Here is a 25,472-nt window from a genome sequence, read left to right as displayed (position 1 = left end):
GCTGAGTTTACCATAGCCCAAACCATGTTGCGACGGACTCACCACGTCGGCGTCGCAGCTAACCACTCTGCAACGCCAAACCCGTGGATAACCCTAGGCGCTGACGGTAAAGCCCAACATCATGCCCGTATCTTCATGTTCCAACAGATGACAGTGGGCCATGTAAGGCATATTGGTAGGAGCCAAATGATTAAAGCACACCAATATCTCGCTGCGCGCACCTTCTACCCGCACGGTATCTTTCCAACCACGGCGATGCTCTGCTGGAGGTTTGCCGTTTTCGCTCAAAATACGGAACTGCGTACCATGAACATGGAAGGGATGGAGCATCATGTCGCCTTCACCCGAAATGGTCCACTTCTCGTATTGCCCAAGTTTTGCATCAAATGCTGGTTCAGTCATTGAGAAGGCTTTGCCATTGATAGTATTAGCATGGCTGAAATCAAACGCTGGCGCAGTTTTCATCGCGCCATGATCCATACCTTTCATATTTGCCATACCGGCCATATGACCACTATCCATGCCCTGCATAGCACCGTGATCCATATTCATTCCCGCCATGGCCTGCATACCATAACGGCTCATCAGTGCTTGCATTCCCAGCATATCCAATTTCGGGTCCATCATCAGCTGGAACCAGCGCTCTTGTAGGCCGGTAGCATCCGCCAACGCCGGTACCACCACCAAAGAGTCTGGCAAAGTTTTGCTGCCGGCAGCCAGTGAGGGTTGGATGCGCAATACCGGTAGCGGCTTATCAAATGGCGCCAATGTCATCCCCATTTGTGTCACCGGTAACGTGACCAAATCGAGCGCTTTGCCGTCTGAAGTATCCACCAGCACCTCAAAACGCTCCCCCATCAATATCGGCAACTCGCGCACTGCTACCGGCTCCGCCAATAACCCACCGTCGCTACCAATGACATACATCGGACGACCATCACTGAGAGCCAGATTCAACGAACGCGCATTGCAGCCATTAAGTAGTCGCAGACGCACCCAGCCGCGCGGGGTAACTTGCTGTGGGTAACTCGCACCATTGGTGAGCATCCGGTCGCCAAACCAGCCAACGGCGGCGGTCATCACATCCAGTTGATAATCAATCTGGCCATCTTTATCCAAGAGTTTATCTTGCAAAATGACCGGGATATCATCGACGCCCCACTGCTTCGGCAGAGGTAATTTCTCGCTATCACTATCATCAATCAATACCAGTCCCCCCAAACCCATGGCTACCTGATGGCCGGTTTTACCGTGAGTATGTGGGTGGAACCAGCAGGTCGCTGCCGGTTGCTCTACTGTAAATGCGACCTGACGTTTGGCTCCCGGCTGAATCAGTGCTTGCGGCCCGCCGTCGACTTCACCGGGGATCTCCAAACCATGCCAATGCACGGTAGTTGCCTCTGGCAAAGAGTTAGTCACGTGGATAGTTACCGGTCTACCACGTTGCAAACGAATCGCTGGCCCCAGTAAATTACCGTTATAACCCCAAGTCTGTGTTGCCGCAGCAGGTAACCAGGCCATGGTGCCGGTTTGGATATTCAGATTAATGTTGCCGTTAGCATCTGGCTGAAGTAATGGTGGGATAGGTAAAGGTGAAAAGTCTGCGGCGAGTGCCGCACGGCTCCATAAAGGCAGTGAAGTGGCGGCTCCAAGAGCTGCCGTTAACTTGATAAAATCACGGCGATGCATGGTCGTCTCCATTCTTGATTATCAGTAGATGCCTATATGGCACAGAAACAGCATTACGCATCAGCATAAACCCTCCCCTAACAGGAAGGTCAAGGCACAATCCATCACTCGGTGAAACAATCTATATTACGGAGGATAATAAAATTTACTTTGTCGCATCACAGTGTGATAACGTCTGTTTACAATGAACAAGCCTGTTTCCGCTATGAAAAGAACAACGTTAGTTATGCTGCTGCTTACTCTGTGCGGATTCTCATCTGCCAGTTCTGCATTAAGTGAATCTGAAGCAGAAGATCTTGCGGATCTGACTGCGGTATTCGTGTATCTAAAAAATGACTGCGGTTATAACGAGTTACCCAATAATGAAATCAAGCGGGCAATTGTCTATTTTGCTCAGCAAAATCGCTGGGATCTGCGTAATTACAATAGCTTTAATATGAAAGCCTTGGGTGAAGAGAGCTATCGTGATTTGCGTGGTATCGCGATCCCCGTTCCGACTAAATGCAAGTCTCTCGCCCGTGACTCTTTAAGTTTATTGGCATACGCTAACTAACGATCCCACATTTACCCTTTCAGCCTGAAATTCTGCCGTGCAACCTCTGGCAGAGTTGGCTATTATGTTGCCCCCATTTTTCATGGCTGTTACTGCGAAGGAGAAGCCCCGAACATGTCACAGAAAGAACTATGGTATGAAACATTACATGCCAACTTCGGCCAGTATTTTTCAGTAGAAAATATACTGTACCGCGAAAAAACCGAGCATCAGGATCTGGTGATTTTTGAAAACCCGGTGCTGGGTCGGGTAATGGCTCTGGACGGCGTCGTGCAAACCACTGAACGTGATGAATTTATCTATCACGAAATGATGACGCACGTCCCTTTGCTGGCCCATGGCCAGGCGAAGAAAGTGCTTATCATCGGCGGCGGTGACGGCGCGATGCTGCGTGAAGTTAGTCGCCATAAGAATATTGACCAAATCACCATGGTAGAAATTGATGCTGGTGTCGTCGAGTTCTGTCGCCAATATTTACCAAATCATAGCGCCGGAGCCTATGACGATCCCCGCTTCAAGTTAGTTATCGATGATGGCGTCAATTTCGTTAACCAGACCACTGAAAAATTTGATGTCATTATCTCTGACTGTACCGACCCTATTGGCCCAGGAGAAAGCTTGTTCACATCAGCTTTCTACGAGGGATGTGCCCGCAGCCTAAACGAAGGCGGCATTTTTGTGGCACAAAACGGAGTATGTTTCCTGCAACAAGATGAAGCCGTCGATAGCCATAACAAGCTTAGTCACTATTTCAAAGATGTCAGTTTTTATCAGGCAGCAATTCCGACATATTACGGTGGTATCATGACCTTCGCTTGGGCGACACAAAACCCACAGTTGCGTCAATTGGATATCACCACGCTGCAACAACGTTTTGCAGAAGCCGGCCTGACCTGCCGCTACTATAACCCAGCCATTCATGTCGGCAGCTTTGCTTTGCCACAGTATCTGCTGGATGCCTTAACGACCACTCGTTGAGCATAATCCGTAAGGAGGTGAACTAAATTGTCCAAGCTTAAACTACACGGCTTCAACAACCTGACCAAAAGCCTGAGTTTTTGTATTTACGATATTTGTTATGCCAAAACCGCAGACGATCGCGATGGCTATATCGCCTACATTGACGAACAGTATAATGCCAATCGCCTGACCGAGATCTTGAGCGAAACCTGCTCGATCATTGGTGCGAATATTTTGAATATCGCCCGTCAGGATTACGATCCTCAAGGTGCTAGCGTCACCATTTTGGTCAGCGAGGAGCCGGTTGATCCGCGCGATGTCGATACCTCCGAGCACCCAGGCCCATTGCCCAATGCGGTGGTTGCTCATCTGGACAAGAGCCATATCTGCGTCCATACCTACCCGGAAAGCCACCCAGAGGAAGGGTTATGTACTTTCCGTGCAGATATTGAAGTTTCTACCTGTGGTGTTATTTCACCGCTGAAAGCACTGAATTATCTTATCCATCAGTTGGAATCTGATATCGTCACCATGGATTACCGTGTGCGCGGTTTTACCCGTGATATCAATGGTGTTAAACATTTTATCGATCACAAAATCAACTCGATTCAGAACTTTATGTCTGACGATATGAAGTCGCTTTATCACATGATGGATGTGAATGTTTATCAAGAAAATATCTTCCATACCAAGATGATGCTGAAAGATTTCGATTTGAAGCACTATCTGTTTAATGCCAAGCCAGAAGAGCTAAGCCCGGAAGAAAGAGAGCGAATTACCCGCCTGCTATATAAAGAAATGCAGGAAATCTACTATGGCCGTAATGTGCCAGAAGTGTGATGTGGTAGGGGCGATATCCAACTTGAAATCCCGGTTTTTAGCCGGGATTTTAGGTTAAGGCAGTTGGGCAAGTAGAGTGCTAACTTTAGCGCTATCCTCAGGATGAAGTTGCAGATATTTTTCACAGGCTAATCTGACATAACTGAAACCAACTGATTCAGGAACAACAATTTCATCCTCACAAACACCAAACATTATTCCCTCAAAGTGCCATTCAGGATCATAGTTATTCAAGTCAGGGAAATGACAATACATCTCATTTATTACAAACCCAGTTCTGTTGATTATATTACTTACACCATCAAGTAATTTTTCAGAGAGATTAAGTGAGTTAAAAAAACTTTTTATTACCCAATATTTATCATTATCACAATCTATTTTATTAAAAATATATTCGTTCATCATTTAATTACCGGAAAAAAGTTAATCACAGTGCCAGAGTGTTGATCTAAAAAAACTTGAAATTTTATACCACTAGATTCCGCTCTATACTCTCTAACACCTGAATCTCTAGCTGAATGATAGCCATTTGCTGCTGCTTGTTGCCCAAGCATTAACATCTTCTCATCAGAAAAAACCTTAGGATCATAGAGGGTTTTTTCAAATATATCAGCTTTGTATCCAACGGTATTTCCTGTTCTATCTTTTGCTGGGATTTGATATTTGACATGAGTAATACCTTTTACTTGCCCAAATGCTCGGCTGATTACCTTTACTCCGTTAACAGATACCGCCTGATTAAAAGCATTGGCATTGTGTGTTCCGTGAATACCTTTTCTCTGAGAGAACCCATCAAACTTAGCTAAGTGATGCTTCTGATTTATACTAAAGCTAATTCCTGCTGGATAAACCGACGCTCTCTGCTCAAATCTTTTTCCTCGTAACGATGCTGCCAGAGACACTGACAACCCAAGGGTTTCTATCGTCTCTTTAGACCAACCGGTAGAATTATGAACTTCTTCAACCCACTGATTTTTCGCGAAAACTTGGCTGTCAGAAAGTTTATCCGCATCAGTATAAGTAAATAACTGGATTTGTTCAAAACCCGTGAGAGCTGGGTAATTGCCAAAACGCTGTTTTTCTTTTTGTATCCAATAACGTGCCAGAATATTGTCTTCTTCTGGTGTTTCAGGATACTTCGCCATTAGCGCTTCAGCCCGAATACGCTCACTGGAATTGAGCGACTCCTGCGCACTACAGTTTACCTGACGGCAGGATGCGGCCATAAAGCGTTCTTGCTTAATGTTGTTACCTTGAGCCAGTTCATTAATCGCCTTGATTTCTTCCAGATGCAACTGGCGGTTAAATCTCTCGACAACTTCGGCAGCACCCGCGCCACTATATGCACCCTCAGCTTTACCACTCGCCAGTGCTCCGGCTAAAGCCCCAGCCACACGGCTAAGTTGCGCCTGCTGCTCTTGCCAGTGCTGGGGGGACATTAAAGTCACTGTAGCGATTATGAGAGACGCCGGAGGCATTTGGCCTAGCAATATTAACCACTGGAATCTGATTGTGAATTTGGACTTTAGTTTGGGACTGTGCTGATTCAATACCAGCAGCAATAGCCGGGTGTAAAGGTTGTAAACCTATGATATATATCAACGGCCAACTGACGATACGCCTGAGTCGATAAGCAAATCCAGCCATAAAATCACCATCCTGGTGTTGTGTTGGTTAGCAGCAAATTCGCAATCTGTTGAATAACAAAACGGCGAATCTGTCAGAGAGAACAACTCACTGACTAAGCTACACAATTCAACGTGGAATTCTTAGAGTAGTTTGGCTGATTTACTTATTTAATCCGTTGTTTATTAAAACAATAATCATCAATCATGGACTAAAACATGATAACCATAATGTTTATATCGTCTTGTTAAGAGGAAGCCGCAATTAATAAAATTGTGTCAAATCTCTGATCTGGTTTATCAATAATTGTACGTTGCTATTCCCATCATCCAGATAGACGATGTATAAGAAGATCCTATTTTTCAATCTAATGCTGCACAAGGACGATCTCCCACTCATGAACCGCCTTCCCACCTTATATGGCATTATTGCAATCCTGCTTTGGAGCATGAGTGTCGCGTTGACGCGCGGATTATCTGAAACGCTAGGGCCATTTGGTGCGGGTGCAGCAATTTATACCGTCAGTGGGATATTGGTGTGGTTGGTCGCCGGTAAACCGACGCTACGTGGGCAGCATCCCGCTTATCTGTATGGCTGTGGTTTATTGTTTGTGGTGTATATGGTGGCCTTTGCTTTAGCCATCGGCATGGCAAATGACCGCCAACAAACACTGGAGATTGGCTTGATTAACTATCTGTGGCCCAGTCTGACTCTGCTATTGGCGGTACCATTGCTCAAACTTAAGGCGCGTTGGTGGCTGTGGCCGGGGGCGGCTCTGGCGCTGTTTGGCGTTATCTGGGTAGTGAGTGGTGGCGATGGGCTGGATATTGACGTCCTGCGCGCTAATGTTAGTAGCAACCCGCTGGCCTACAGTCTGGCACTGATTGCCGCCTTTACCTGGGCCGGTTATTCCAATTTAGTGCGGATCTACAGCCAAGGACCGGGCGCATTGCCGCTCTTTTTACTCGCCTGCGCCCTGTGCTTATGGGTGATGTTCTTCATGCTGACACCCGGTAAGTTGCATTTCACCTCGCGCGCAACTTTTGAGCTGCTGCTGATGGGGGCGAACACCGCACTGGCCTACCTGTGTTGGGATATCGCCATGAAAAAAGGCAACGCCACACTGGTCGCTGCCCTCTCTTACTTCACACCATTGCTGTCGATACTGATTGCCAGTTTATGGCTCAATACCCTACCCTCGCCCGCATTCTGGCCGGGTGTGGCGATGGTGGTGGTCGGCTCACTATTATGCTGGTCTGCCAGCCGCAATCCCCTTCGAACTTGAAGCCGCAGGAAGGCACCAAGTTCTTTGGGGATAAATTGTCTTAATTGGATGTAATAAAATTGCGATAGCCTTTTAGGACTAACAGGAAATCCTCCAGACCACACAGGCAAAGGCTCTCTTCATCATAGTAATTCATGCCTTCTTCCATCTCGTCGCCTTCAAGGTCCAGTTGATTGGCTCGCACCATCACTTCTTCGCCGTCCAGCCACAAGGTGTATTCATGACCGGTCAGTTGCCATTGGCGTTCACTGCCTTTAACTTCATGTGCGGCGGCTTCAATTTGGTCTAGTTTGGCCAAGTCGCCTTTAATCTCTTCATTGAGCCAGTGGCCGATCACTTCATGCCCCATGGAGAATCTGACGAGCACTTGCCCTGTTAAATCACGCAAGAATTCATAATCCATAGCACGCCCTCCTAATGCTCTTTTAATGAGTTTAATCGTTATTGGCAGCCTGACTTGGCGCAAACTCGCAAAGCCGGTAAATACCTGCAAAATTCCAATCAGACATGTGGTTAAAAACGTTTTTTTAACATAAAAAAAGGAGGCCAATGGCCTCCTTTTTAGCAGGTGCGAAATATAGCGATTTACACGGCGGTTTGGAAGATCACGCCATCCGCTTTATCGGTATATTGGCTCAACTGATCAAAATTCAGATAGCGGTAAGTATCTGCCGCCGTCTTATCAACCTGAGCCATATAAGTTTGATATTCATCAGGAGTCGGCAGACGCCCAAGCAGTGATGCAATCGCCGCCAGTTCAGCCGAAGCCAGATAAACATTCGCCCCTGTCCCTAAGCGGTTCGGGAAGTTACGAGTTGAAGTAGAAACAACCGTCGCGCCATCCGCAACCCGTGCCTGGTTCCCCATGCACAGTGAACAACCAGGGATCTCGATACGTGCGCCACTCTTGCCAAAGACGCTGTAATAGCCCTCTTCAGTAAGCTGCGCGGCATCCATTTTGGTTGGTGGCGCAACCCACAGACGGGTTGGCAACTGACCTTTATGTTGATCCAATAATTTACCGGCGGCACGGAAGTGACCAATGTTGGTCATGCATGAGCCGATAAAGACTTCATCAATCTTGCTGTTGGCAACATCAGACAACAAACGAGCATCATCTGGATCGTTCGGTGCGCACAGAATCGGCTGGGTTATCTGCGCCAGATCGATTTCGATCACTGCGGCATATTCCGCATCGGCGTCACCTTCCAGCAGATTTGGATTCGCCAGCCAGCTTTCCATGCCATTAACACGACGCTCCAGTGTCCGGCGGTCGCCGTAACCTTCAGCAATCATCCACTTCAACAGGACAATGTTGGATTGAAGATATTCAATAATCGGCGCTTTATCCAATTTAATGGTACAACCGGCAGCAGAGCGCTCGGCAGAAGCATCAGCCAGTTCGAACGCTTGCTCGACTTTCAGCTCCGGCAGACCTTCAATTTCCAGAATCCGGCCAGAGAATATGTTCTTCTTGCCTTGCTTCTCAACGGTCAACAGGCCTTCCTGAATCGCGTAGTAAGGGATAGCATGCACCAAATCACGTAGGGTAATACCCGGTTGCATTTCACCTTTAAAGCGCACCAACACCGATTCAGGCATGTCCAGAGGCATTACGCCTGTTGCCGCCGCAAACGCCACCAAACCTGAACCCGCCGGGAAGGAAATCCCGATAGGGAAACGAGTATGGGAGTCACCGCCGGTGCCAACAGTATCTGGCAACAGCATACGGTTCAGCCATGAGTGAATGATACCGTCGCCTGGGCGCAGAGAGACACCGCCACGGTTCATAATGAAGTCTGGCAATGTATGATGAGTGGTCACGTCAACTGGCTTTGGATAAGCCGCAGTATGACAGAATGACTGCATCACCAAGTCAGCGGAAAAGCCCAGACACGCCAAATCTTTCAGCTCGTCACGGGTCATCGGCCCGGTGGTATCTTGCGAACCGACCGAGGTCATTTTAGGTTCACAGTATTCACCCGGACGCACGCCGGTAACACCACAGGCGCGGCCCACCATTTTCTGTGCCAGTGAGAAACCTTTATTGCTTTTCGCAACCGGCTTCGCCACACGGAATACTTCACTGACAGGCAGGCCCAAAGATTCGCGCGCTTTCGTGGTCAAACCACGGCCCACGATCAATGGAATACGGCCACCGGCACGGACTTCATCCAGCAATACATCGGTTTTAAGCTCGAAGGTTGCTAAGATTTCACCGGTATCATGGCGACGGACTTCACCCAGATACGGGAAGATATCAATGACATCGCCCATGTTCATGTTGGCAACATCAACTTCAATCGGCAGAGCACCGGCGTCTTCCATGGTGTTAAAGAAGATTGGCGCAATTTTGCTGCCCAGCACCACACCGCCGCCGCGCTTGTTCGGCACGTAAGGGATGTCGTCGCCCATAAACCACAGCACAGAGTTAGTGGCGGATTTACGGGAAGAACCGGTACCGACCACATCACCGACATAAGCCAGCGGGAAGCCTTTTTTGTTCAGTTCTTCAATCTGTTTGATTGGGCCAACACTACCGGGTTGGTCCGGATGAATACCTTCGCGCTCATTCTTGAGCATTGCCAAAGCATGCAATGGAATATCTGGACGAGACCAGGCATCAGGAGCCGGGGACAAGTCATCAGTGTTGGTTTCACCGGTTACTTTAAACACAGTTACGGTGATTTTCTCAGCTAAGGCTGGGCGGGAAAGATACCATTCGGCATCAGCCCAGGATTGCATCACTTTCTTGGCGTGCGGGTTACCGGCTTTGGCTTTTTCTTCTACATCATAGAAGTTATCAAACATCAGCAAGGTATGAGATAACGCTTTGCCCGCAATCGGTGCCAGCTTTTCATTATCTAATGCATCAATTAGCGGATGAATGTTATAGCCGCCCTGCATGGTACCAAGCAGTTCGATAGCTTTCTCTGCGGTAATCAAGGGAGAGTGGGCTTCGCCCTTAACGATTGCAGCCAGAAAACCGGCTTTAACGTAGGCTGCTTCATCAACACCAGGTGGCACACGGTTAATCAGCAGGTCTAACAAGAATTCTTCTTCGCCCGCAGGCGGATTTTTTAATGACTCAACCAGCGCTGCCATTTGTGACGCATCTAATGGCTTGGGGACGATACCCTCAGCAGCACGCTCGGCTACGTGCTTACGGTATTCTTCTAGCACGACTCTCTCCTCGCTTTAATTATCATTTATTTTGCCAGGCTTATTGTTACCACCAGCCATCATCACTGATGCAGTAGGTGTAAGGTAAGATGCCCAGTTTCGCTCAGCCAGCATACCAGTATTTAAACTCAGTGTTAATTCGTTCACATAAAAGCAACATTAAATTTTTGCTGAATCGTTGAGCGCAGTGTAATCATCTTACATATTGATAACTGATCTCAGTTAGCCCATCACTAAAGGCAAAAACACCTGCTGATTGCAAGATGACAGGTATAATAACCATAACTAATGAATGGATACCATCGCTCTCTGATTGTCTCGTGCTGTTGATAGGATTTTTACGGTGGTGAATAGCAAATGGAAAATATTGTGGAGATAAAGAGAGCAGAAACAGCCGAAAATGACTGTTTCTGCACTTGGTAGAGCGGTAATTTTAGAATTGAGTATTTAAACTCACAAAGAATGTCCGACCCGGCTCATTGTAGGTTGCAGCCCCAGCACCGGCGATATTTGCCACGTTCTGAGCATTACCCGCGCGGAACTGGCGTTTATCAAACAGGTTTTCGATACCCGTGGTAACACTGACATTTTTTGTCACGGTGTAGCTGGTGCTCAGACCAAAGACCGCATATGGACTGACTTCATTGAGTGCTGTACCGGTAACTGGCAGGCCCTGATAATCATATTTCTTTGGTTTTTGACGCCCATACCATGTCACCGTCGACAGGAAGGACAAATCATCCGTCGCCTGCCAACTAAGTGAGCTGTTCAACGTGAACTCAGGGGTGATGGATAAGTAATCCCCGGTAGTTTTGTTCTTTGATTCCAGCATGTAAGTCAGGTTACTGCTCCATTGCACTGTATCGGTGAATGGCACGGTCAGGTTCCCCTCCAGACCTTCAACCAATGCTTTCGGCACATTCTCCCACTGGAAGATATCGGAGTTAGCATAAGCTCCGGTCCCGCCACTGGCTGTACCCAGCGAGACCAAGCCCGGCTCAATCTTATTGCGATAATCATTACGGAAGTAAGTGATACCAGCAATAATGCCGTCATTGTGGAATTCAAACCCAATCTCTTTGTTGACACTGGTTTCAGCCGACAGAGAGTCATTCCCCATCAGATAACAGCTGCCGCCACCGCCATAGCAACCCTGACCACGGCTATATAACAGATAGTTAGGGTTAGTTTGGTAGAGGTTTGGCGCTTTATAAGAACGTGCGATACCCATTTTCATGGTGAAGTAATCGCCCAATTCTTGTGACAAATTCAGTCCCGGACTCCAATTACTGCCCGCAGTACTATGATGGTCAAAACGCAGCGCTGGGGTGAGCATAGTGGTATCCGTCAACTCAATATTGTTCTCAACAAATACCGAGGCTATCTGCGCTGACGCGCGAGTATTGCGTCCTGTGCCCGTTAATCCACTGACACTGCCACCTTCCGCCGTCGTCTGAGTATTGGAAGTCGGGTCATTCATTTTCTGATCATTCCATTCGGCACCCACAGTCAGCACCTGATTAACACCCCAATCAAATGGCAGGTTAACTTCGGAGTGGGCCAAATAGTTGTCCAGCTTGATAGTACTGAAATGACTATTTGAGAAGATACCTTCCGTCCCTCCCGCCAGTCCCTCATTAATGCGCGAGTTACGCGTCTCTTCATATCGAACGTAGGAGGTAGTGCTGACGCCGTTATCCCAAAAACCACGGTGTGTGAGTGAGAAGTTATCGCGGTACATCACGTTGGTTTCTGCACCATATAAACTGCGCACAATGGCATTGCTGTTGGTGTTTTGCGTATCACCCGCGTAAATATTCCCCTGGCGGCTATAACCTGCCTCAAACTCCAAGGATTGACCTACTGCAAAATCCCAACGCAGTAACCCATTGATATCTTTATTGCGTACCCCTTCACGCCCTGCCGGTAATGTCCCGACCTGATTACCCGTTCGGGCCGACTCATGGCCAGAGTTGATATCCCAATCATCAGCATCAGTTTTATTGTATCCACCGTATAAACGGAAACTGAAGGTGTCACTTAATGGCCCCATAAGACTGAAGTCAGTACGGCGAGTGGCCCCTTCTTCACTGTGCTGCGGCAGGTTCATGTAAGCATTCCAGCTACCGTGCAGCTCATTATCTGGCTGTTTGGTGATGATGTTTACCACCCCACCGGCAGCACCATTACCATAGCGAGCCGCCGCTGGGCCGCGTAACACTTCGATTTTTTCTACCATATTGGCAGGAACCCAGTTGGTGTCACCACGGGTATCGCGCTCACCACGCCAACCATAACGCACCGCATTGCGGCTCGAAACTGGAATGCCGTCGATCATAATCAGTGTATTTTCTGGCCCCATGCCGCGAATATCAATCTGACGGTTATTCCCGCGCTGACCACTGGCAGAGTTACCGGACAGGTTAACCCCCGGCATGGTACGGATAATTTCGGACAGATCATTCGCTGGAGGGCGTTTGCGGATATCTTCCGCCGTAATCGTTGATGCCCCCAGAGCCTGACGAACTTGCTGTTGCGCCGTCACAACCAAGGTATCGCCAGTTGCCGCCTTGCCCTGTGCTGCTGAGGATTCTGATTGCTGTATAGTTTGTGTTTTTTCTGTCGCGGCTGTATCAGACCCTGCCGGAGTAGTATCTTGTGTCTGCGCCCAAAGCGGGGCCGCAATACAGATACCCATCAAGCTCGCCAAGGCCGTCAGAGAGCGCCGCTGCCATTTTAGTTTCATTACACTTTCCCCGATGCAAAAGCCCACAGCAACTGTCAGCAGAGGAAAATCTCTACCAATCTATTAATGGGGCAACAAAAACGAACAAGATTGATAATTATTTTCATTATCAATTCATCTTGCTAATTGTTACATTTGCAATCAGAAAAAAGGTTTGAGTAAACAGCAAAGCTCTTTGTTAGAACGTCAATGTCAGTGGAGAGTTCGTCAATGTCAGCGGTGAATAAAAACATGTCTACCGGGAAAAGAAATAATTTGCGCAGTATGGGTTTGGAAAAGGGAAACGATAAGGTACGCAATGCTTCTCCCTCCGCCAAACCCATTTACCGCGACCAAATTGTGCAGCAATCGAATCTGGTGGCTAGTGACTACCAGATGAGTGGCGCTAAATCATGGTCGACTGACCCGGTACTATTTGGTGATTTTCAGGTATTGCGCCTGAATCCACATCTGATTTTACATACTGCTAATGTGACTAACCTCATTGAGATCAAAACCCAGAATCAGCTCAATCCGGCGCTAAAACTGGCGATTGTCGTCAGCGGCAGCGCGCATATCTCATTTGGTGGTCAGCAACTGCATTTGCAAGAAAAAGGCAATGCCTCTCTGGTATCACTGACTGAAAGTACCCTATTTACTCGTCACGGTAAGAACAACAGCCATGAACGCACCCTGACACTCACCTTTGACCGTGAATGGCTGTATGGCGATTTACTACCACAAGCTGGCTCGTGGGATGCGTTATACAACTTTACTCAACAACATCTGGCGATTCATTTATGGCAACCATCAGTCCATGCCCAAGCCATTGCTCAAAAAATAGCAAGCGCTCCCCCTTTCTCAACCCCCTTGGAACGACTGCATTGCGAGACACAATGCATCGGCCTGATTATTGAAGCATTTAGCTCACTGGAACAGCAGACAAAACAGCAAAAAAAAATGTCACTGCGCGGATTAAATCGCATTCAACAGGTGCGTGATTGGCTGGAAAGTGGCGAGGCTGACCATCTATCAATGAGTGAGCTGGCCCGCAGGATCAATATGAGCCAAAGTACTTTGCAGCGGCGTTTTCGGGAAAGCTACAACATCACGGTATTTGAATACCTGCGCCATTGCCGCTTAAAACGCGCCATGCTGGCACTCCAAAAAGAAGGTATTAGTATTGATCAAGCCGCCACCATTGCGGGCTATACCAGCTCGGCCAACTTTGCGACGGCACTGCGTCGGACATTTAATCTTACCCCCAGCCAAATTCGTGAAGGAATCTATCCTTAATTAACAACCCCCTTAATTAACCGCACCAATAGCTATTTATCATCCAGAAATAGCAGCAACTATTATATAAAATAGAATACGTTTACTGCCTTGATTTAAATTACCATTAGATGTCGGCTACAAATAGTCAGTCTCTTATGTAACTAATGGGTTATTTAAACACACGCGGAGTGAATATGAGCTCAAAAACAAAGTCACTAACAATGCTGCTCACATTATTATTTCTCAACACGGCTAATTCACGCGAAGCCCAACCTATATGGCAGTCTAATAAAGAGAGTTGGTCAACTTATCAATCTCGACACTGTAAATGGGAACAGGGGGTTCCTTGTAAAAAGGTCCCCAAGGATCAAGGAAATACACCGCCAAAATCAGCTGAAGAAATTGCTCTTGAAGTCAGCACGGGTGTATTGACGATGGGGCCAACACCACAGCCCAGAGGATTCAAAGTCGGTATTGGAAAACCTAGCCCAAGTGGTACCAGACCTGGCATCAGTGCTACCAAACCAAGAGTTGCGGTATCAAAACCATCACCTCGTATAAACCCAAACTCTGAACGCACTCCACTGTTGCCCCCAAGTCCTAAACCTAAATCCAAAGTCTCGGGGAGATTACAAAGAGTCAATGGAAAAATTGGTTATCTACTCGGGGATACGGACCCTCCAATATTAGATGCGGGTCCCTCAGCTAAACGAATTAAACTAGAGAATTTTAATACTAATGGAAATTCAGCAGAATCAGAATCAACTACCAACGCCGATATTAGATTGATTAATAGAACTGAATCCATAGATACTGACGATATTGACGATATAATAGACGAAATAAAAAGTCTGTATGATGAAAAAACGCTGGAAAATAATCAACTAGATATTAGTGAGGAAATAGAAAACTACAATTCCTCATCCGCCTGTGAAAAGGTGAGTTTTAGAGAGTACTATGCTCTCAGGAACTATAAAGAGAATGGGTATTTGGAAATAAACAAGGCAATGCGCACAGGGGAAATCAGCAACGAGGTAAAAATAGAAATAGCTGAGGTATATAGTGCCTTAAATCAGAATTCAGATATTAGCATTTCACTTAGAGATAATGGTGAAATTATTTCTGAAAGAGAAAGCACCGTGAGTAAGCTATATCGGGGTGAGGTTAGAAATCGCGATGAATTTTTTTCTCAGGTAGTAGCCGAGTCAGTTATTGAAATAGATTCTTTTTTTAGCACCACTTCTGACGAAGAAGTCATTGTCGAATTTAATACTGACGAACTGACTGATGAACAAATCAACGTAATATATACAATAAAATATCAACACGGGCGGACTAACAGTACCGATATAACCCGGATACTGGGTGATACTGAAGAGGAGAGGGTTTTTTTACCCAAAAGCCGTTTCTTGGTTGTTAGTGTGAAAAAATCAGACGACGGCGAAAGTGTTAAAGTCAGAATGTTTGCTATCTCGCCAGAAAACACTTCGTCCGCATTGTATACGCCAGCAGCGTCGTAAATTTGTACCTATTCAGAGTCAGAGAGACATCTCAACTCCGGCACAAAAAAACGGCCCCTTTTCAGGAGCCATTTCAGTAAACACATTAGCGAGAAGAAATTATTTCTTTTTCGCTTTTGGGTTTGGTAGGTCGGTAATGCTACCTTCATAAATCTCGGCAGCCAAACCAACAGATTCGTGCAGCGTCGGGTGAGCATGGATAGTCAATGCGATATCTTCAGCATCACAACCCATCTCGATTGCCAGACCGATTTCACCTAACAGTTCGCCTCCGTTAGTGCCAACAATAGCACCACCAATAATACGGTGAGTCTCTTTGTCGAAAATCAGTTTAGTCATACCATCGGCACAATCAGAAGCGATAGCACGGCCCGATGCCGCCCACGGGAAGGTGGAGGTTTCGTAGCTAATGCCTTTTTCTTTTGCTTCTTTCTCGGTCAAACCAACCCATGCGACTTCTGGTTCAGTGTACGCAATGGATGGAATAACTTTCGGATCGAAGTAATGCTTCATGCCAGAAATAACTTCAGCGGCAACATGACCTTCGTGAACACCTTTGTGTGCCAGCATTGGCTGACCGACGATATCGCCGATGGCAAAGATGTGCGGCACGTTAGTGCGCAGTTGTTTATCAACGTGGATAAAGCCGCGTTCGTCAACTTCAACACCAGCCTGACCTGCATCCAACAATTTACCGTTAGGTACGCGGCCAATAGCAACCAATACTGCATCATAGCGCTGTGGTTCTGCTGGTGCTTTTTTGCCTTCCATTGTGACATAGATGCCGTCTTCTTTGGCTTCTACCGCTGTCACTTTGGTTTCCAGCATCAGGTTGAATTGCTTGCTAATGCGTTTGGTAAAGACTTTCACGACGTCTTTGTCAGCTGCTGGAATAACCTGATCAGCCATTTCCACTACATCGATTTTTGAACCCAGGGCATGGTAAACCGTCCCCATTTCCAGACCGATGATACCGCCACCCATGACCAGCAGGCGTTCTGGAACAGTTTTCAGTGCCAGTGCGTCAGTTGAATCCCAAACACGTGGGTCTTCATGAGGAATAAACGGCAGTTGGATAGGACGAGAACCCGCTGCGATAATCGCATTATCGAAAGTGATGGTCGTTGGGCCATTTTCACCTTCAACAACCAAGGTATTCGCGCCAGTAAATTTACCCAAACCGTTAACCACTTTGACTTTACGGCCTTTAGCCATACCTGCCAAACCACCGGTTAACTGATTGATTACTTTTTCTTTCCAGACACGAACTTTATCAATGTCAGTCTTAGGCTCGCCAAAAACGATACCGTGTTCAGCCAGTGCTTTGGCTTCTTCGATAACTTTAGCAACGTGCAACAATGCCTTAGAAGGGATACAACCCACATTCAGGCAAACACCACCGAGGGTAGCATAACGCTCAACCAGAATGGTTTCTAAACCTAAATCCGCGCAACGAAAAGCAGCAGAGTACCCTGCTGGGCCTGCCCCAAGTACCACGACCTGAGTTTTAATTTCAGTACTCATCATGACCTCTTAATTGTTTGTCCGGCGGGTCTGACGTCATTTTTTAGGCTAATTAATTTCATAACGCCCTCATCCACCGTGACGTTCTTGCCTATTCCTGGATACAGACACTTTCAGGGATACTGACACGCGGCAAGTTTACAGAATTGTTAACAAACTGAAAAGCCGCATCGCGTGACGAGTGTCTCAACAACCTTGTCGACTAATGTAACAGCCCGACAAACTCGGTATATAAGTGTCTTTATCTGTCGGTATCTGCCTGTATAACAACGAGGCCGGCACAAGGCCGGCCCAGGAGATTACATGACCAGACGGCGAATATCAGCCATAATGGTCGCGATATACGCGGCGAAACGAGCACCAGCTGCGCCATCGATCACCCGGTGGTCGAAGGACAGAGACAGAGGTAGCATCAGACGCGGAGCAAACTCTTTACCATTCCAAACCGGCTTCATGGATGATTTTGATACACCCAAGATAGCCACTTCTGGCGCATTAACGATTGGCGTAAACGCTGTACCGCCGATGCCGCCCAGGCTGGAGATAGTGAAACAGCCACCTTGCATGTCAGATGCCGTCAGTTTGCCATCACGTGCTTTCTTGGAAATAACAGACAGCTCGCGAGACAACTCGACAATACCTTTTTTGTTCACGTCGCGGAATACCGGAACAACCAGACCGTTAGGCGTATCAACCGCAACACCGATATTGATGTATTTCTTCAGTGTCAGTTTCTGACCATCTTCAGAAATGGAGCTGTTAAAGCGAGGGAACTCTTCCAACGCCTTAGCTGCAGCCTTCATCAAGAATACCAGCGGAGTGATTTTCAGGTCTTGTTTCTTCTTCTCCGCTTCGATGTTTTGTTGCTTACGGAATGCTTCAACTTCAGTGATATCCGCTTCATCGAATTGAGTCACATGTGGGATCATGACCCAGTTACGGCTCAGGTTAGCACCAGAGATTTTCTGGATACGACCCAATTCCACTTCTTCGATTTCGCCGAACTTACTGAAATCAACCTTCGGCCACGGCAGCATGCCTGGCAAAGCGCCGCCGGTAGCAGCAGTTGGCGCCGCTTCAGCACGTTTAACCGCATCTTTTACGTATGCCTGAACGTCTTCGCGCAGGATACGACCCTTACGGCCAGTCCCTTTCACTTTCGCCAGATTCACACCGAATTCACGGGCCAGACGACGGATAACCGGCGTGGCATGCACGTAGGCATCATTCTCAGCAAATTCACCTTTGCTTGCTGCTGGTGCTGCGGCCGCTTTGGCAGATGTAGCAGCAGGAGCCGCTTGCTGGGCTGGTGCCGCGGTAGATGCGGCCGCAGGAGCGGCGCCTTCTACTTCGAACACCATGATCAGAGAGCCGGTTTTTACTTTATCGCCGGTGCTGATTTTGATCTCTTTTACAGTACCGGCGAATGGTGCTGGTACTTCCATTGAGGCTTTGTCGCCTTCAACGGTAATCAGTGATTGTTCAGCGGCAACTTTATCGCCCACTTTAACCATCACTTCGGTCACTTCAACTTCGTCACCGCCGATATCTGGCACTTCAACGTTTTTAGCTGCAAGAGCTGCTGGCGCAGTTGGTGCTGCTGTTGGAGCAGGAGTCGCCGCTGGTGCCGCAGCACCGGCAACTTCAAAGACCATAATCAAAGAACCGGTACTGACTTTATCGCCAGTATTGATTTTGATCTCTTTCACTATACCGGCAAATGGTGCGGGTACTTCCATAGAAGCTTTATCGCCCTCTACGGTGATCAGAGATTGTTCAGCGGCAACAGTATCGCCCACTTTAACCATCACCTCAGTGACTTCAACTTCATCACTACCAATGTCAGGCACTTCAACATTTTTCACAGCAGATGCCGCAGGAGCCGCTGCTTGAACAGGGGCCGCTGGTTTCTCTTCTGCTTTAGCTGGGGCGGCTTCGCTACCCGCAGCTTCGAAGACCATAATCAATTTGCCAGTCGCGACTTTATCGCCCACTGCAATTTTGATTTCTTTAACTACACCCGCCTGCGGTGAAGGAACTTCCATGGAAGCTTTATCACCTTCAACGGTGATCAGCGATTGTTCCGCTTCAACGGTATCGCCTACTTTCACCATAATTTCGGTGACTTCCACTTCATCTGCACCGATGTCTGGTACGTTAATTTCAATAGCCATTTGTTCTTTACCTCTTATGCCAGACGCGGGTTAACTTTATCGGCGTCGATACCAAACTTAGTAATTGCTTGTGCAACTACGCTGGTGTCGATGTCACCGCGTTTAGCCAATTCACCCAGAGCTGCAACCACAACGTAAGAAGAATCAACTTCGAAGTGGTGACGCAGGTTCTCACGGCTGTCAGAGCGGCCGAAACCATCTGTACCCAGAACGCGGAACTCGCTGGCAGGAATAAAGTTACGAATCTGTTCAGCGAACAACTTCATGTAGTCAGTTGAAGCAACCGCTGGCGCGTCGTTCATCACCTGAGCAACATAAGGAACACGTGGAGTTTCTGTTGGGTGCAGCATATTCCAACGCTCACAATCTTGACCATCACGGGCCAGTTCAGTGAATGAAGTTACGCTGTATACATCAGAACCTACGCCGTAGTCGTTAGCCAGAATCTGAGCCGCTTCACGAACGTGGCGCAGGATCGCACCTGAACTCATCAACTGCACTTTGCCTTTGCTACCTGCAACAGTTTCCAGTTTGTAGATACCTTTACGGATACCTTCTTCTGCGCCCTGTGGCATTGCTGGCATGTGATAGTTTTCGTTCAGCGTGGTCAGGTAGTAATAAACGTTTTCCTGCGCTTCGCCGTACATACGTTCCAGACCATCATGCATGATGACAGCAACTTCGTAAGCATAGGCTGGATCATAAGAGATACAGTTCGGGATAGTCAGTGACTGAATATGGCTATGACCATCTTCATGTTGCAGACCTTCGCCATTCAGTGTTGTACGACCTGAAGTACCGCCGATCAAGAAGCCACGTGCCTGTTGGTCACCCGCTGCCCAGCACAAGTCGCCGATACGTTGGAAACCGAACATAGAGTAGTAGATGTAGAACGGAATCATTGGCAAATCATTGGTGCTGTAAGAAGTCGCAGCAGCCAGCCATGATGAAGCAGCACCCAGTTCGTTGATCCCTTCTTGCAGGATCTGGCCTTTTTCGTCTTCTTTGTAGTATGCAACCTGCTCACGGTCTTGCGGGGTGTACTGCTGACCATTCGGGCTGTAAATACCAATCTGACGGAACAGACCTTCCATACCGAAAGTACGGGCTTCATCGGCGATGATTGGAACAATGCGATCTTTAATCGATTTATTCTTCAGCATCACGTTCAGCACACGGACGAAAGCGATAGTGGTAGAGATTTCTTTATTCTGCTCTTCCAGCAATGAGCTGAAATCTGACAATGCTGGGATTTCCAGCTTCTCAGTGAACTTAGGCATACGAGTTGGCACATAGCCTTCCAGCGCCTGACGACGTTCATGCAGATATTTGTACTCTTCGGAATCTTTCTCGAAGGTGATGTATGGCAGTTTTTCGATATCAGCATCAGCAACAGGCACATTGAAACGATCGCGGAAGTGGTGAACCCCTTCCATGTTCATTTTCTTCACCTGGTGAGCGATGTTTTTACCTTCAGCTGTTTCGCCCATGCCGTAACCTTTAATGGTGTGGGCCAGGATAACAGTAGGTTTGCCAGTGGTTTCTTGCGCTTTTTTCAGTGCAGCAAAGACTTTCTTCGGATCATGACCACCACGGTTCAGGGACCAGATCTCGTCGTCGCTCATGTCTTTCACTAATGCAGCAGTTTCTGGGAAACGGCCGAAGAAGTGTTCACGCACATAAGCGCCATCTTTGGATTTGAAGGTCTGGTAGTCGCCGTCCAGAGTTTCGTTCATCAATTGGATCAGTTTACCGCTGGTATCTTTACGCAGCAGCTCATCCCAACGACTACCCCAGATGACTTTCAGCACCTGCCAGCCAGCACCACTAAAGATACCTTCCAGCTCATTAATGATTTTGCCGTTACCTGTAACCGGGCCATCAAGGCGCTGCAAGTTACAGTTGATAACGAAGACCAAGTTATCCAGTTTTTCACGGGTCGCGATGGTGATCGCACCTTTAGATTCTGGCTCATCCATCTCGCCGTCGCCCAAGAAGGCATACACGGTCTGTGCTGAAGTGTCTTTCAGACCACGGTGAGAGAGGTATTTCAGGAACTTGGCCTGATAAATTGCACTGATTGGGCCCAGGCCCATAGAGACAGTCGGGAACTGCCAGAACTCAGGCATCAGTTTAGGATGCGGGTAAGAAGACAGCCCCTTACCGTGAACTTCCTGGCGGAAGTTATCCATTTGCTCTTGAGTCAGGCGGCCTTCAAGGAAGGCACGTGCGTAAACGCCCGGAGAGATGTGGCCCTGGAAGTAAACCAGATCGCCGCCGTCTTTTTGGTTACGAGCACGGAAGAAGTGGTTGAAGCAAACCTCGTAGAAGGTAGCGGAAGACTGGAAGGATGCCATATGACCGCCCAAATCCAGATCTTTCTTCGACGCACGCAACACGGTCATCACAGCATTCCAACGGATGGCAGAACGAATGCGACGTTCCAGATCCAGGTTGCCAGGGTAAGCGGGTTCGTCTTCTACTGCGATAGTGTTGATGTAATCACGGCTGGCAGAACCTGCTGCAACACTCACACCACCTTTACGGGCTTCGCCCAAAACCTGATCAATCAGATACTGAGCACGCTCAACACCCTCTTCACGGATGACCGATTCGATCGCCTGTAGCCAGTCGCGGGTTTCGATCGGATCCACGTCATTATTTAAACGTTCTGACATGGTGGTATTCCTTATCTGTTTCTAATGGTTTATTTGGAGCCTATCTTCCTGTGCTTTAACCCGGGGCTAAAGCACGTGCCCTGGTGAAAACACCGGAAGATAGGCCCATCAGTTTAGTTGCCGCTAATGATTCTCAAATGAGAACCTATACCCACAGGAAGTGGAGTTGCAGATAGACAGCAAGAGAACGAATCCCGATAGGCTTACTCAAGTAAGTGATTCGGGGGGTTCACGCAGCTAACAACCCTGCATCTTCAAGTACAAAGGGTACAAAACGAGTTATTGAGGTCTTGCAGAGGCGCAACCTGAATGATTCGTTTCTAGTCCTTGCGCTGTTGGAGCCGACGCAAAGATCGCTCACGGCGACTGTGCTCCCGACTGAGGTCCAACAGAATCTCCTCAATAAACGCCAAGTGACGGTGTGAAGCTTCGCGGGCTTTTTCTGGCTCGCGGGCCACAATCGCCTCAAAAATCCTGGCGCGGTGACTGCTCACCGTTGCCAGCATTTCACGGCGCGAGTAAAGCAATTCAAAGTTTTGTTTAACGTTTTGTTCCAGCATCGGCCCCATGCAACGCAATAAATGCAGTAAAACCACATTATGTGCAGCCTCTGTGACCGCAACTTGATACTGCATGACAGCATCAGCCTCGGCATCCAAATCACCGCTGTCCTGTGCTTGCTGAATAACGGTATGGCATTCACGAATACGCTGTAGATCTTCATCAGTACCCCGCAGGGCCGCATAATAAGCAGCAACACCTTCGAGGGCATGACGAGTTTCTAACAGGTCGAATTGTGATTCTGGATGGTCGGCCAGCAGTTCGGCTAGCGGATCGCTAAAGCTTTGCCACAGATTGGTTTGCACGAAAGTACCACCACCCTGACGGCGCAGCAGCAATCCCTTAGCTTCTAAGCGCTGAATGGCTTCTCGCAGAGAAGGTCGGGAAACATCAAATTGCTTCGCCAACTCGCGCTCAGGCAGTAATTTCTCACCTGGACGTAGCGTCCCTTCCAAGATCAGGTATTCGAGCTGCTGCTCAATAACATCTGATAATTTGGGTTGGCGGATTTTGTTGTAGGCCATAATTTATTGTCAGTCGCGCTGTAAGCCGTATTGAGTGAATCGTCTCTGCGAGTAGCGCGGAGTCAATTGGTAATACCAATTTCAAAAACGTGACGATAAAGTAACAAAGTATTCACTACCTGTCCATACGGACCTTGACCGAAATCATGAAACCCAGCACATTTTAACAACTTTACTAAAAAAGCAGTGCAAAGTGATAACGTAGCGATGGTAATACCATTACCTGACATAAATGAGTTTTAACTTTTATGAAACGGATAATTAGGCAAGCTGAAGCGTTATAGTCATTTTATTTATGAATTTAAAGTCAATTTTTACGAATTTAAATTCATTAAAAAACAAGAAAACTCCTTATTCCTCCTTAGTCCCTGCAAAACACTGGTATGACCATTATAAAAATGGCTAACTGGCGACTTTTTGTGCAACAACTGCTTATTAGTCCTTTTCTGGAAAACAACCGCTTGATCACGCATCAACATTTTTCTTCGCATTTTGACCAAAAATTCGCCGTTTAAAATAAAAACCAGATGCAATAATTCTCGCCTACCACTATTCTCTTTTAAACGGTAGCCAAGGCAGTAAATTCCATACAAAGCGACCGTAAATAAAATAATACAATAATGTAATCAAAACATTACACATAGCAAAAGGCACCCGTTTAGCCAGCTAATAAGTGACAACGACAGAGGATGCAACGATGAGTGTTCAACAGGAAGGTGCGGAGCTAAAGAGGGGGCTTAAAAACCGCCACATTCAGCTTATTGCCTTAGGTGGTGCTATTGGTACCGGACTATTTCTTGGTATTGCACAAACCATCAAAATGGCGGGACCTTCAGTCTTACTGGGGTATGCAATAGGTGGTTTTATCGCGTTTCTGATCATGCGCCAATTGGGGGAAATGGTGGTCGAGGAGCCTGTAGCAGGTTCTTTCAGCCACTTTGCTTATAAATACTGGGGGAACTTTGCCGGTTTTGCTTCCGGCTGGAATTACTGGGTACTCTACGTATTAGTTGCCATGGCTGAACTAACTGCCGTGGGTATCTATGTGCAATATTGGTGGCCTGAGATCCCAACATGGGTATCTGCTGCCGTCTTCTTCCTTGCCATCAATGCCATCAATCTGGCGAACGTCAAAGTCTATGGTGAGATGGAGTTCTGGTTTGCCATCATCAAAGTGGTTGCCATCATCGCGATGATCCTGTTCGGTGGTTATCTGCTTCTGAGTGGCCAAGGCGGCCCAGAGGCTACTGTAACCAACTTATGGGCGCAGGGAGGATTCTTCCCAAATGGTATTATGGGTCTGGTGATGGCCATGGCGGTCATTATGTTCTCCTTCGGTGGGCTTGAATTAGTTGGTATCACCGCCGCAGAAGCAGAAAATCCAGCCAAAAGTATCCCGAAGGCCACCAATCAGGTTATCTACCGCATCCTACTGTTCTATATCGGTTCCCTGGCTATCTTATTGTCACTTTACCCATGGGGTAAGGTAGTTGAAGGCGGCAGCCCGTTTGTTCTGATCTTCCACGCATTGAACAGTAACGTGGTCGCAACGGTATTGAATATCGTGGTACTGACTGCGGCATTGTCGGTTTACAATAGCTGTGTTTACTGTAACAGCCGCATGTTGTTCGGTTTAGCCAAGCAAGGTAATGGCCCGAAAATACTGCTGAAAGTTGATGGGCGTGGGGTCCCGGTGATTGCTATCGCCGTCTCTGCATTTGCCACCGCGTTCTGTGTCCTGATTAACTACCTGCTACCGGGCCGTGCTTTTGAATTGCTGATGGCATTAGTGGTTTCAGCACTGGTGATCAACTGGGCAATGATTAGTCTGGCGCACCTTAAATTCCGTGCAGCCAAGAATCGTCAGGGTGTAATCCCACAATTCAAAGCATTCTGGTATCCGTTCAGTAACTATTTATGCTTACTGTTCCTGACCGGTATCTTGGTCATCATGTACTTGACTCCAGGCATCCAGATTTCTGTCTTATTGATCCCTGCCTGGGTATTACTTCTAGCTATCGGTTATATCCTTAAAAACCGCCAGCAACGGGCAAAATCCTAATAGCAGAAATTCGCCTGCTAGTCATGGAAATTTGACCATATAGTCTCTAATGAGCCAGCCTTCAGCGCTGGCTCATTTATTTTATTATTTAGCAAAAATAAACCTATCTCTCTGTGACCGGGACTAGCCCCTCATAACTTACTGATCTTTCTACATGACAAATGTAAATTGTGGATTTGAAACAGAATCAAGTTCGATACTGCTTATCTGTTCAATTTTTTGCATCTATTTTTTGCTATTTGGCTCACACTTCGATGGCGATGACACATTTGTCCATCTCTATAACCATA

16 protein-coding genes and 1 pseudogene are annotated in these 25,472 nt (G+C 47.4%); 7 read left to right on the top strand and 10 right to left on the bottom strand.

All coding sequences use genetic code 11. The annotated features are described in order from the left end of the window. Positions 1-93 precede the first annotated feature (93 nt). On the bottom strand, positions 94-1,689 hold the full coding sequence (gene cueO, locus DJ58_RS05255; protein ID WP_004706233.1) for a multicopper oxidase CueO: 1,596 nt from the start codon (positions 1,687-1,689) through the stop codon (positions 94-96). Between the two features lie 205 nt (positions 1,690-1,894). Here cueO and DJ58_RS05260 point away from each other — a divergent pair, with 205 nt between their 5' ends. The 3 genes from DJ58_RS05260 (at position 1,895) to speD (ending at position 4,042) form a co-directional block, all read left to right on the top strand. Further along, a complete protein-coding gene (locus DJ58_RS05260) occupies positions 1,895-2,242 on the top strand; it encodes a YacC family pilotin-like protein (protein WP_016266377.1) in 348 nt (115 codons plus the stop codon). Positions 2,243-2,356: 114 nt separating this feature from the next. Continuing rightward, positions 2,357-3,220: a polyamine aminopropyltransferase gene (speE, locus tag DJ58_RS05265; protein ID WP_004706231.1), complete on the top strand. Its 864-nt coding sequence runs from the start codon at positions 2,357-2,359 to the stop codon at positions 3,218-3,220. 27 nt (positions 3,221-3,247) lie between these two features. Then, positions 3,248-4,042, top strand: coding sequence for an adenosylmethionine decarboxylase (speD, locus tag DJ58_RS05270; protein WP_004706230.1), 795 nt, complete (start codon positions 3,248-3,250; stop codon positions 4,040-4,042). Between the two features lie 54 nt (positions 4,043-4,096). Here the strand turns inward: speD and cdiI are convergent, their stop codons facing one another. Next, on the bottom strand, positions 4,097-4,447 hold the full coding sequence (gene cdiI, locus DJ58_RS23515) for a ribonuclease toxin immunity protein CdiI (RefSeq protein WP_138070086.1): 351 nt from the start codon (positions 4,445-4,447) through the stop codon (positions 4,097-4,099). Further along, positions 4,444-5,484, bottom strand: a pseudogene (locus DJ58_RS23210) (CdiA family toxin C-terminal domain-containing protein); the annotation flags it as partial. The pseudogene DJ58_RS23210 and the gene cdiI, both read right to left, overlap by 4 nt. A gap of 581 nt (positions 5,485-6,065) precedes the next feature. Here DJ58_RS23210 and yddG point away from each other — a divergent pair. Beyond that, positions 6,066-6,953: an aromatic amino acid DMT transporter YddG gene (yddG, locus tag DJ58_RS05285; protein WP_004706228.1), complete on the top strand. Its 888-nt coding sequence runs from the start codon at positions 6,066-6,068 to the stop codon at positions 6,951-6,953. 40 nt (positions 6,954-6,993) lie between these two features. On the opposite strand, the gene yacL is transcribed toward yddG, so the two are convergent. The 3 genes from yacL to DJ58_RS05300 all read right to left on the bottom strand — a co-directional run bounded on the left by yacL (position 6,994) and on the right by DJ58_RS05300 (position 12,882). Continuing rightward, positions 6,994-7,356 carry a protein YacL gene (gene yacL / locus DJ58_RS05290; protein ID WP_004706227.1) on the bottom strand — a complete coding sequence of 121 codons (363 nt, stop codon included), beginning with the start codon at positions 7,354-7,356 and terminating at the stop codon, positions 6,994-6,996. Between the two features lie 182 nt (positions 7,357-7,538). Next, positions 7,539-10,136, bottom strand: coding sequence for a bifunctional aconitate hydratase 2/2-methylisocitrate dehydratase (gene acnB, locus DJ58_RS05295; RefSeq protein ID WP_004706226.1), 2,598 nt, complete (start codon positions 10,134-10,136; stop codon positions 7,539-7,541). 433 nt (positions 10,137-10,569) lie between these two features. Further along, the gene (locus DJ58_RS05300; protein ID WP_004706224.1) at positions 10,570-12,882 is read right to left on the bottom strand and encodes a TonB-dependent siderophore receptor; all 2,313 of its coding nucleotides are present in this window, start codon (positions 12,880-12,882) and stop codon (positions 10,570-10,572) included. 264 nt (positions 12,883-13,146) lie between these two features. Here DJ58_RS05300 and DJ58_RS05305 point away from each other — a divergent pair, with 264 nt between their 5' ends. Together DJ58_RS05305 and DJ58_RS05310 are read left to right on the top strand one after the other, a co-directional pair. Beyond that, on the top strand, positions 13,147-14,157 hold the full coding sequence (locus DJ58_RS05305) for an AraC family transcriptional regulator (RefSeq protein WP_032910060.1): 1,011 nt from the start codon (positions 13,147-13,149) through the stop codon (positions 14,155-14,157). Between the two features lie 176 nt (positions 14,158-14,333). Beyond that, positions 14,334-15,659: a hypothetical protein gene (locus tag DJ58_RS05310; RefSeq protein ID WP_050413865.1), complete on the top strand. Its 1,326-nt coding sequence runs from the start codon at positions 14,334-14,336 to the stop codon at positions 15,657-15,659. Positions 15,660-15,758: 99 nt separating this feature from the next. Here DJ58_RS05310 and lpdA read toward each other — a convergent pair whose 3' ends face one another. The 4 genes from lpdA to pdhR all read right to left on the bottom strand — a co-directional run bounded on the left by lpdA (position 15,759) and on the right by pdhR (position 23,120). Continuing rightward, positions 15,759-17,183 (bottom strand): dihydrolipoyl dehydrogenase, encoded by a 1,425-nt coding sequence (lpdA, locus tag DJ58_RS05315; RefSeq protein ID WP_005156808.1) that lies wholly within the window; start codon positions 17,181-17,183, stop codon positions 15,759-15,761. A gap of 299 nt (positions 17,184-17,482) precedes the next feature. Beyond that, positions 17,483-19,357 (bottom strand): pyruvate dehydrogenase complex dihydrolipoyllysine-residue acetyltransferase, encoded by a 1,875-nt coding sequence (gene aceF, locus DJ58_RS05320; RefSeq protein WP_004706220.1) that lies wholly within the window; start codon positions 19,355-19,357, stop codon positions 17,483-17,485. A 14-nt stretch (positions 19,358-19,371) separates the two neighbouring features. Then, entirely contained in the window at positions 19,372-22,035 is a 2,664-nt protein-coding gene (gene aceE, locus DJ58_RS05325; RefSeq protein WP_004706219.1) for a pyruvate dehydrogenase (acetyl-transferring), homodimeric type, read from the bottom strand. Positions 22,036-22,355: 320 nt separating this feature from the next. After that, entirely contained in the window at positions 22,356-23,120 is a 765-nt protein-coding gene (pdhR, locus tag DJ58_RS05330; protein WP_004706218.1) for a pyruvate dehydrogenase complex transcriptional repressor PdhR, read from the bottom strand. A 697-nt stretch (positions 23,121-23,817) separates the two neighbouring features. Between pdhR and DJ58_RS05335 the strand changes: the two genes are divergently transcribed. Further along, on the top strand, positions 23,818-25,182 hold the full coding sequence (locus DJ58_RS05335; RefSeq protein WP_004706215.1) for an amino acid permease: 1,365 nt from the start codon (positions 23,818-23,820) through the stop codon (positions 25,180-25,182). The last annotated feature ends 290 nt before the right edge of the window (positions 25,183-25,472 follow it).

This window comes from Yersinia frederiksenii ATCC 33641, assembly GCF_000754805.1.
In the GTDB taxonomy this organism is placed as follows: domain Bacteria; phylum Pseudomonadota; class Gammaproteobacteria; order Enterobacterales; family Enterobacteriaceae; genus Yersinia; species Yersinia frederiksenii.
Note: the sequence above shows the minus strand (reverse complement) of the source record. Positions and strands in the feature narration are given on the sequence as shown.

What these genes read in the sequence shown, in the direction of transcription:
- aceF (WP_004706220.1), bottom strand. Translation starts at nt 19,357, where the DNA reads ATGGCTATTGAAATTAACGTACCAGACATCGGTGCAGATGAAGTGGAA.
- DJ58_RS05335 (WP_004706215.1), top strand. Translation starts at nt 23,818, where the DNA reads ATGAGTGTTCAACAGGAAGGTGCGGAGCTAAAGAGGGGGCTTAAAAAC.
- speE (WP_004706231.1), top strand. Translation starts at nt 2,357, where the DNA reads ATGTCACAGAAAGAACTATGGTATGAAACATTACATGCCAACTTCGGC.
- DJ58_RS05300 (WP_004706224.1), bottom strand. Translation starts at nt 12,882, where the DNA reads ATGAAACTAAAATGGCAGCGGCGCTCTCTGACGGCCTTGGCGAGCTTG.
- pdhR (WP_004706218.1), bottom strand. Translation starts at nt 23,120, where the DNA reads ATGGCCTACAACAAAATCCGCCAACCCAAATTATCAGATGTTATTGAG.
- lpdA (WP_005156808.1), bottom strand. Translation starts at nt 17,183, where the DNA reads ATGAGTACTGAAATTAAAACTCAGGTCGTGGTACTTGGGGCAGGCCCA.
- cdiI (WP_138070086.1), bottom strand. Translation starts at nt 4,447, where the DNA reads ATGATGAACGAATATATTTTTAATAAAATAGATTGTGATAATGATAAA.
- DJ58_RS05260 (WP_016266377.1), top strand. Translation starts at nt 1,895, where the DNA reads ATGAAAAGAACAACGTTAGTTATGCTGCTGCTTACTCTGTGCGGATTC.
- yacL (WP_004706227.1), bottom strand. Translation starts at nt 7,356, where the DNA reads ATGGATTATGAATTCTTGCGTGATTTAACAGGGCAAGTGCTCGTCAGA.
- cueO (WP_004706233.1), bottom strand. Translation starts at nt 1,689, where the DNA reads ATGCATCGCCGTGATTTTATCAAGTTAACGGCAGCTCTTGGAGCCGCC.
- DJ58_RS05310 (WP_050413865.1), top strand. Translation starts at nt 14,334, where the DNA reads ATGAGCTCAAAAACAAAGTCACTAACAATGCTGCTCACATTATTATTT.
- aceE (WP_004706219.1), bottom strand. Translation starts at nt 22,035, where the DNA reads ATGTCAGAACGTTTAAATAATGACGTGGATCCGATCGAAACCCGCGAC.
- yddG (WP_004706228.1), top strand. Translation starts at nt 6,066, where the DNA reads ATGAACCGCCTTCCCACCTTATATGGCATTATTGCAATCCTGCTTTGG.
- DJ58_RS05305 (WP_032910060.1), top strand. Translation starts at nt 13,147, where the DNA reads ATGGGTTTGGAAAAGGGAAACGATAAGGTACGCAATGCTTCTCCCTCC.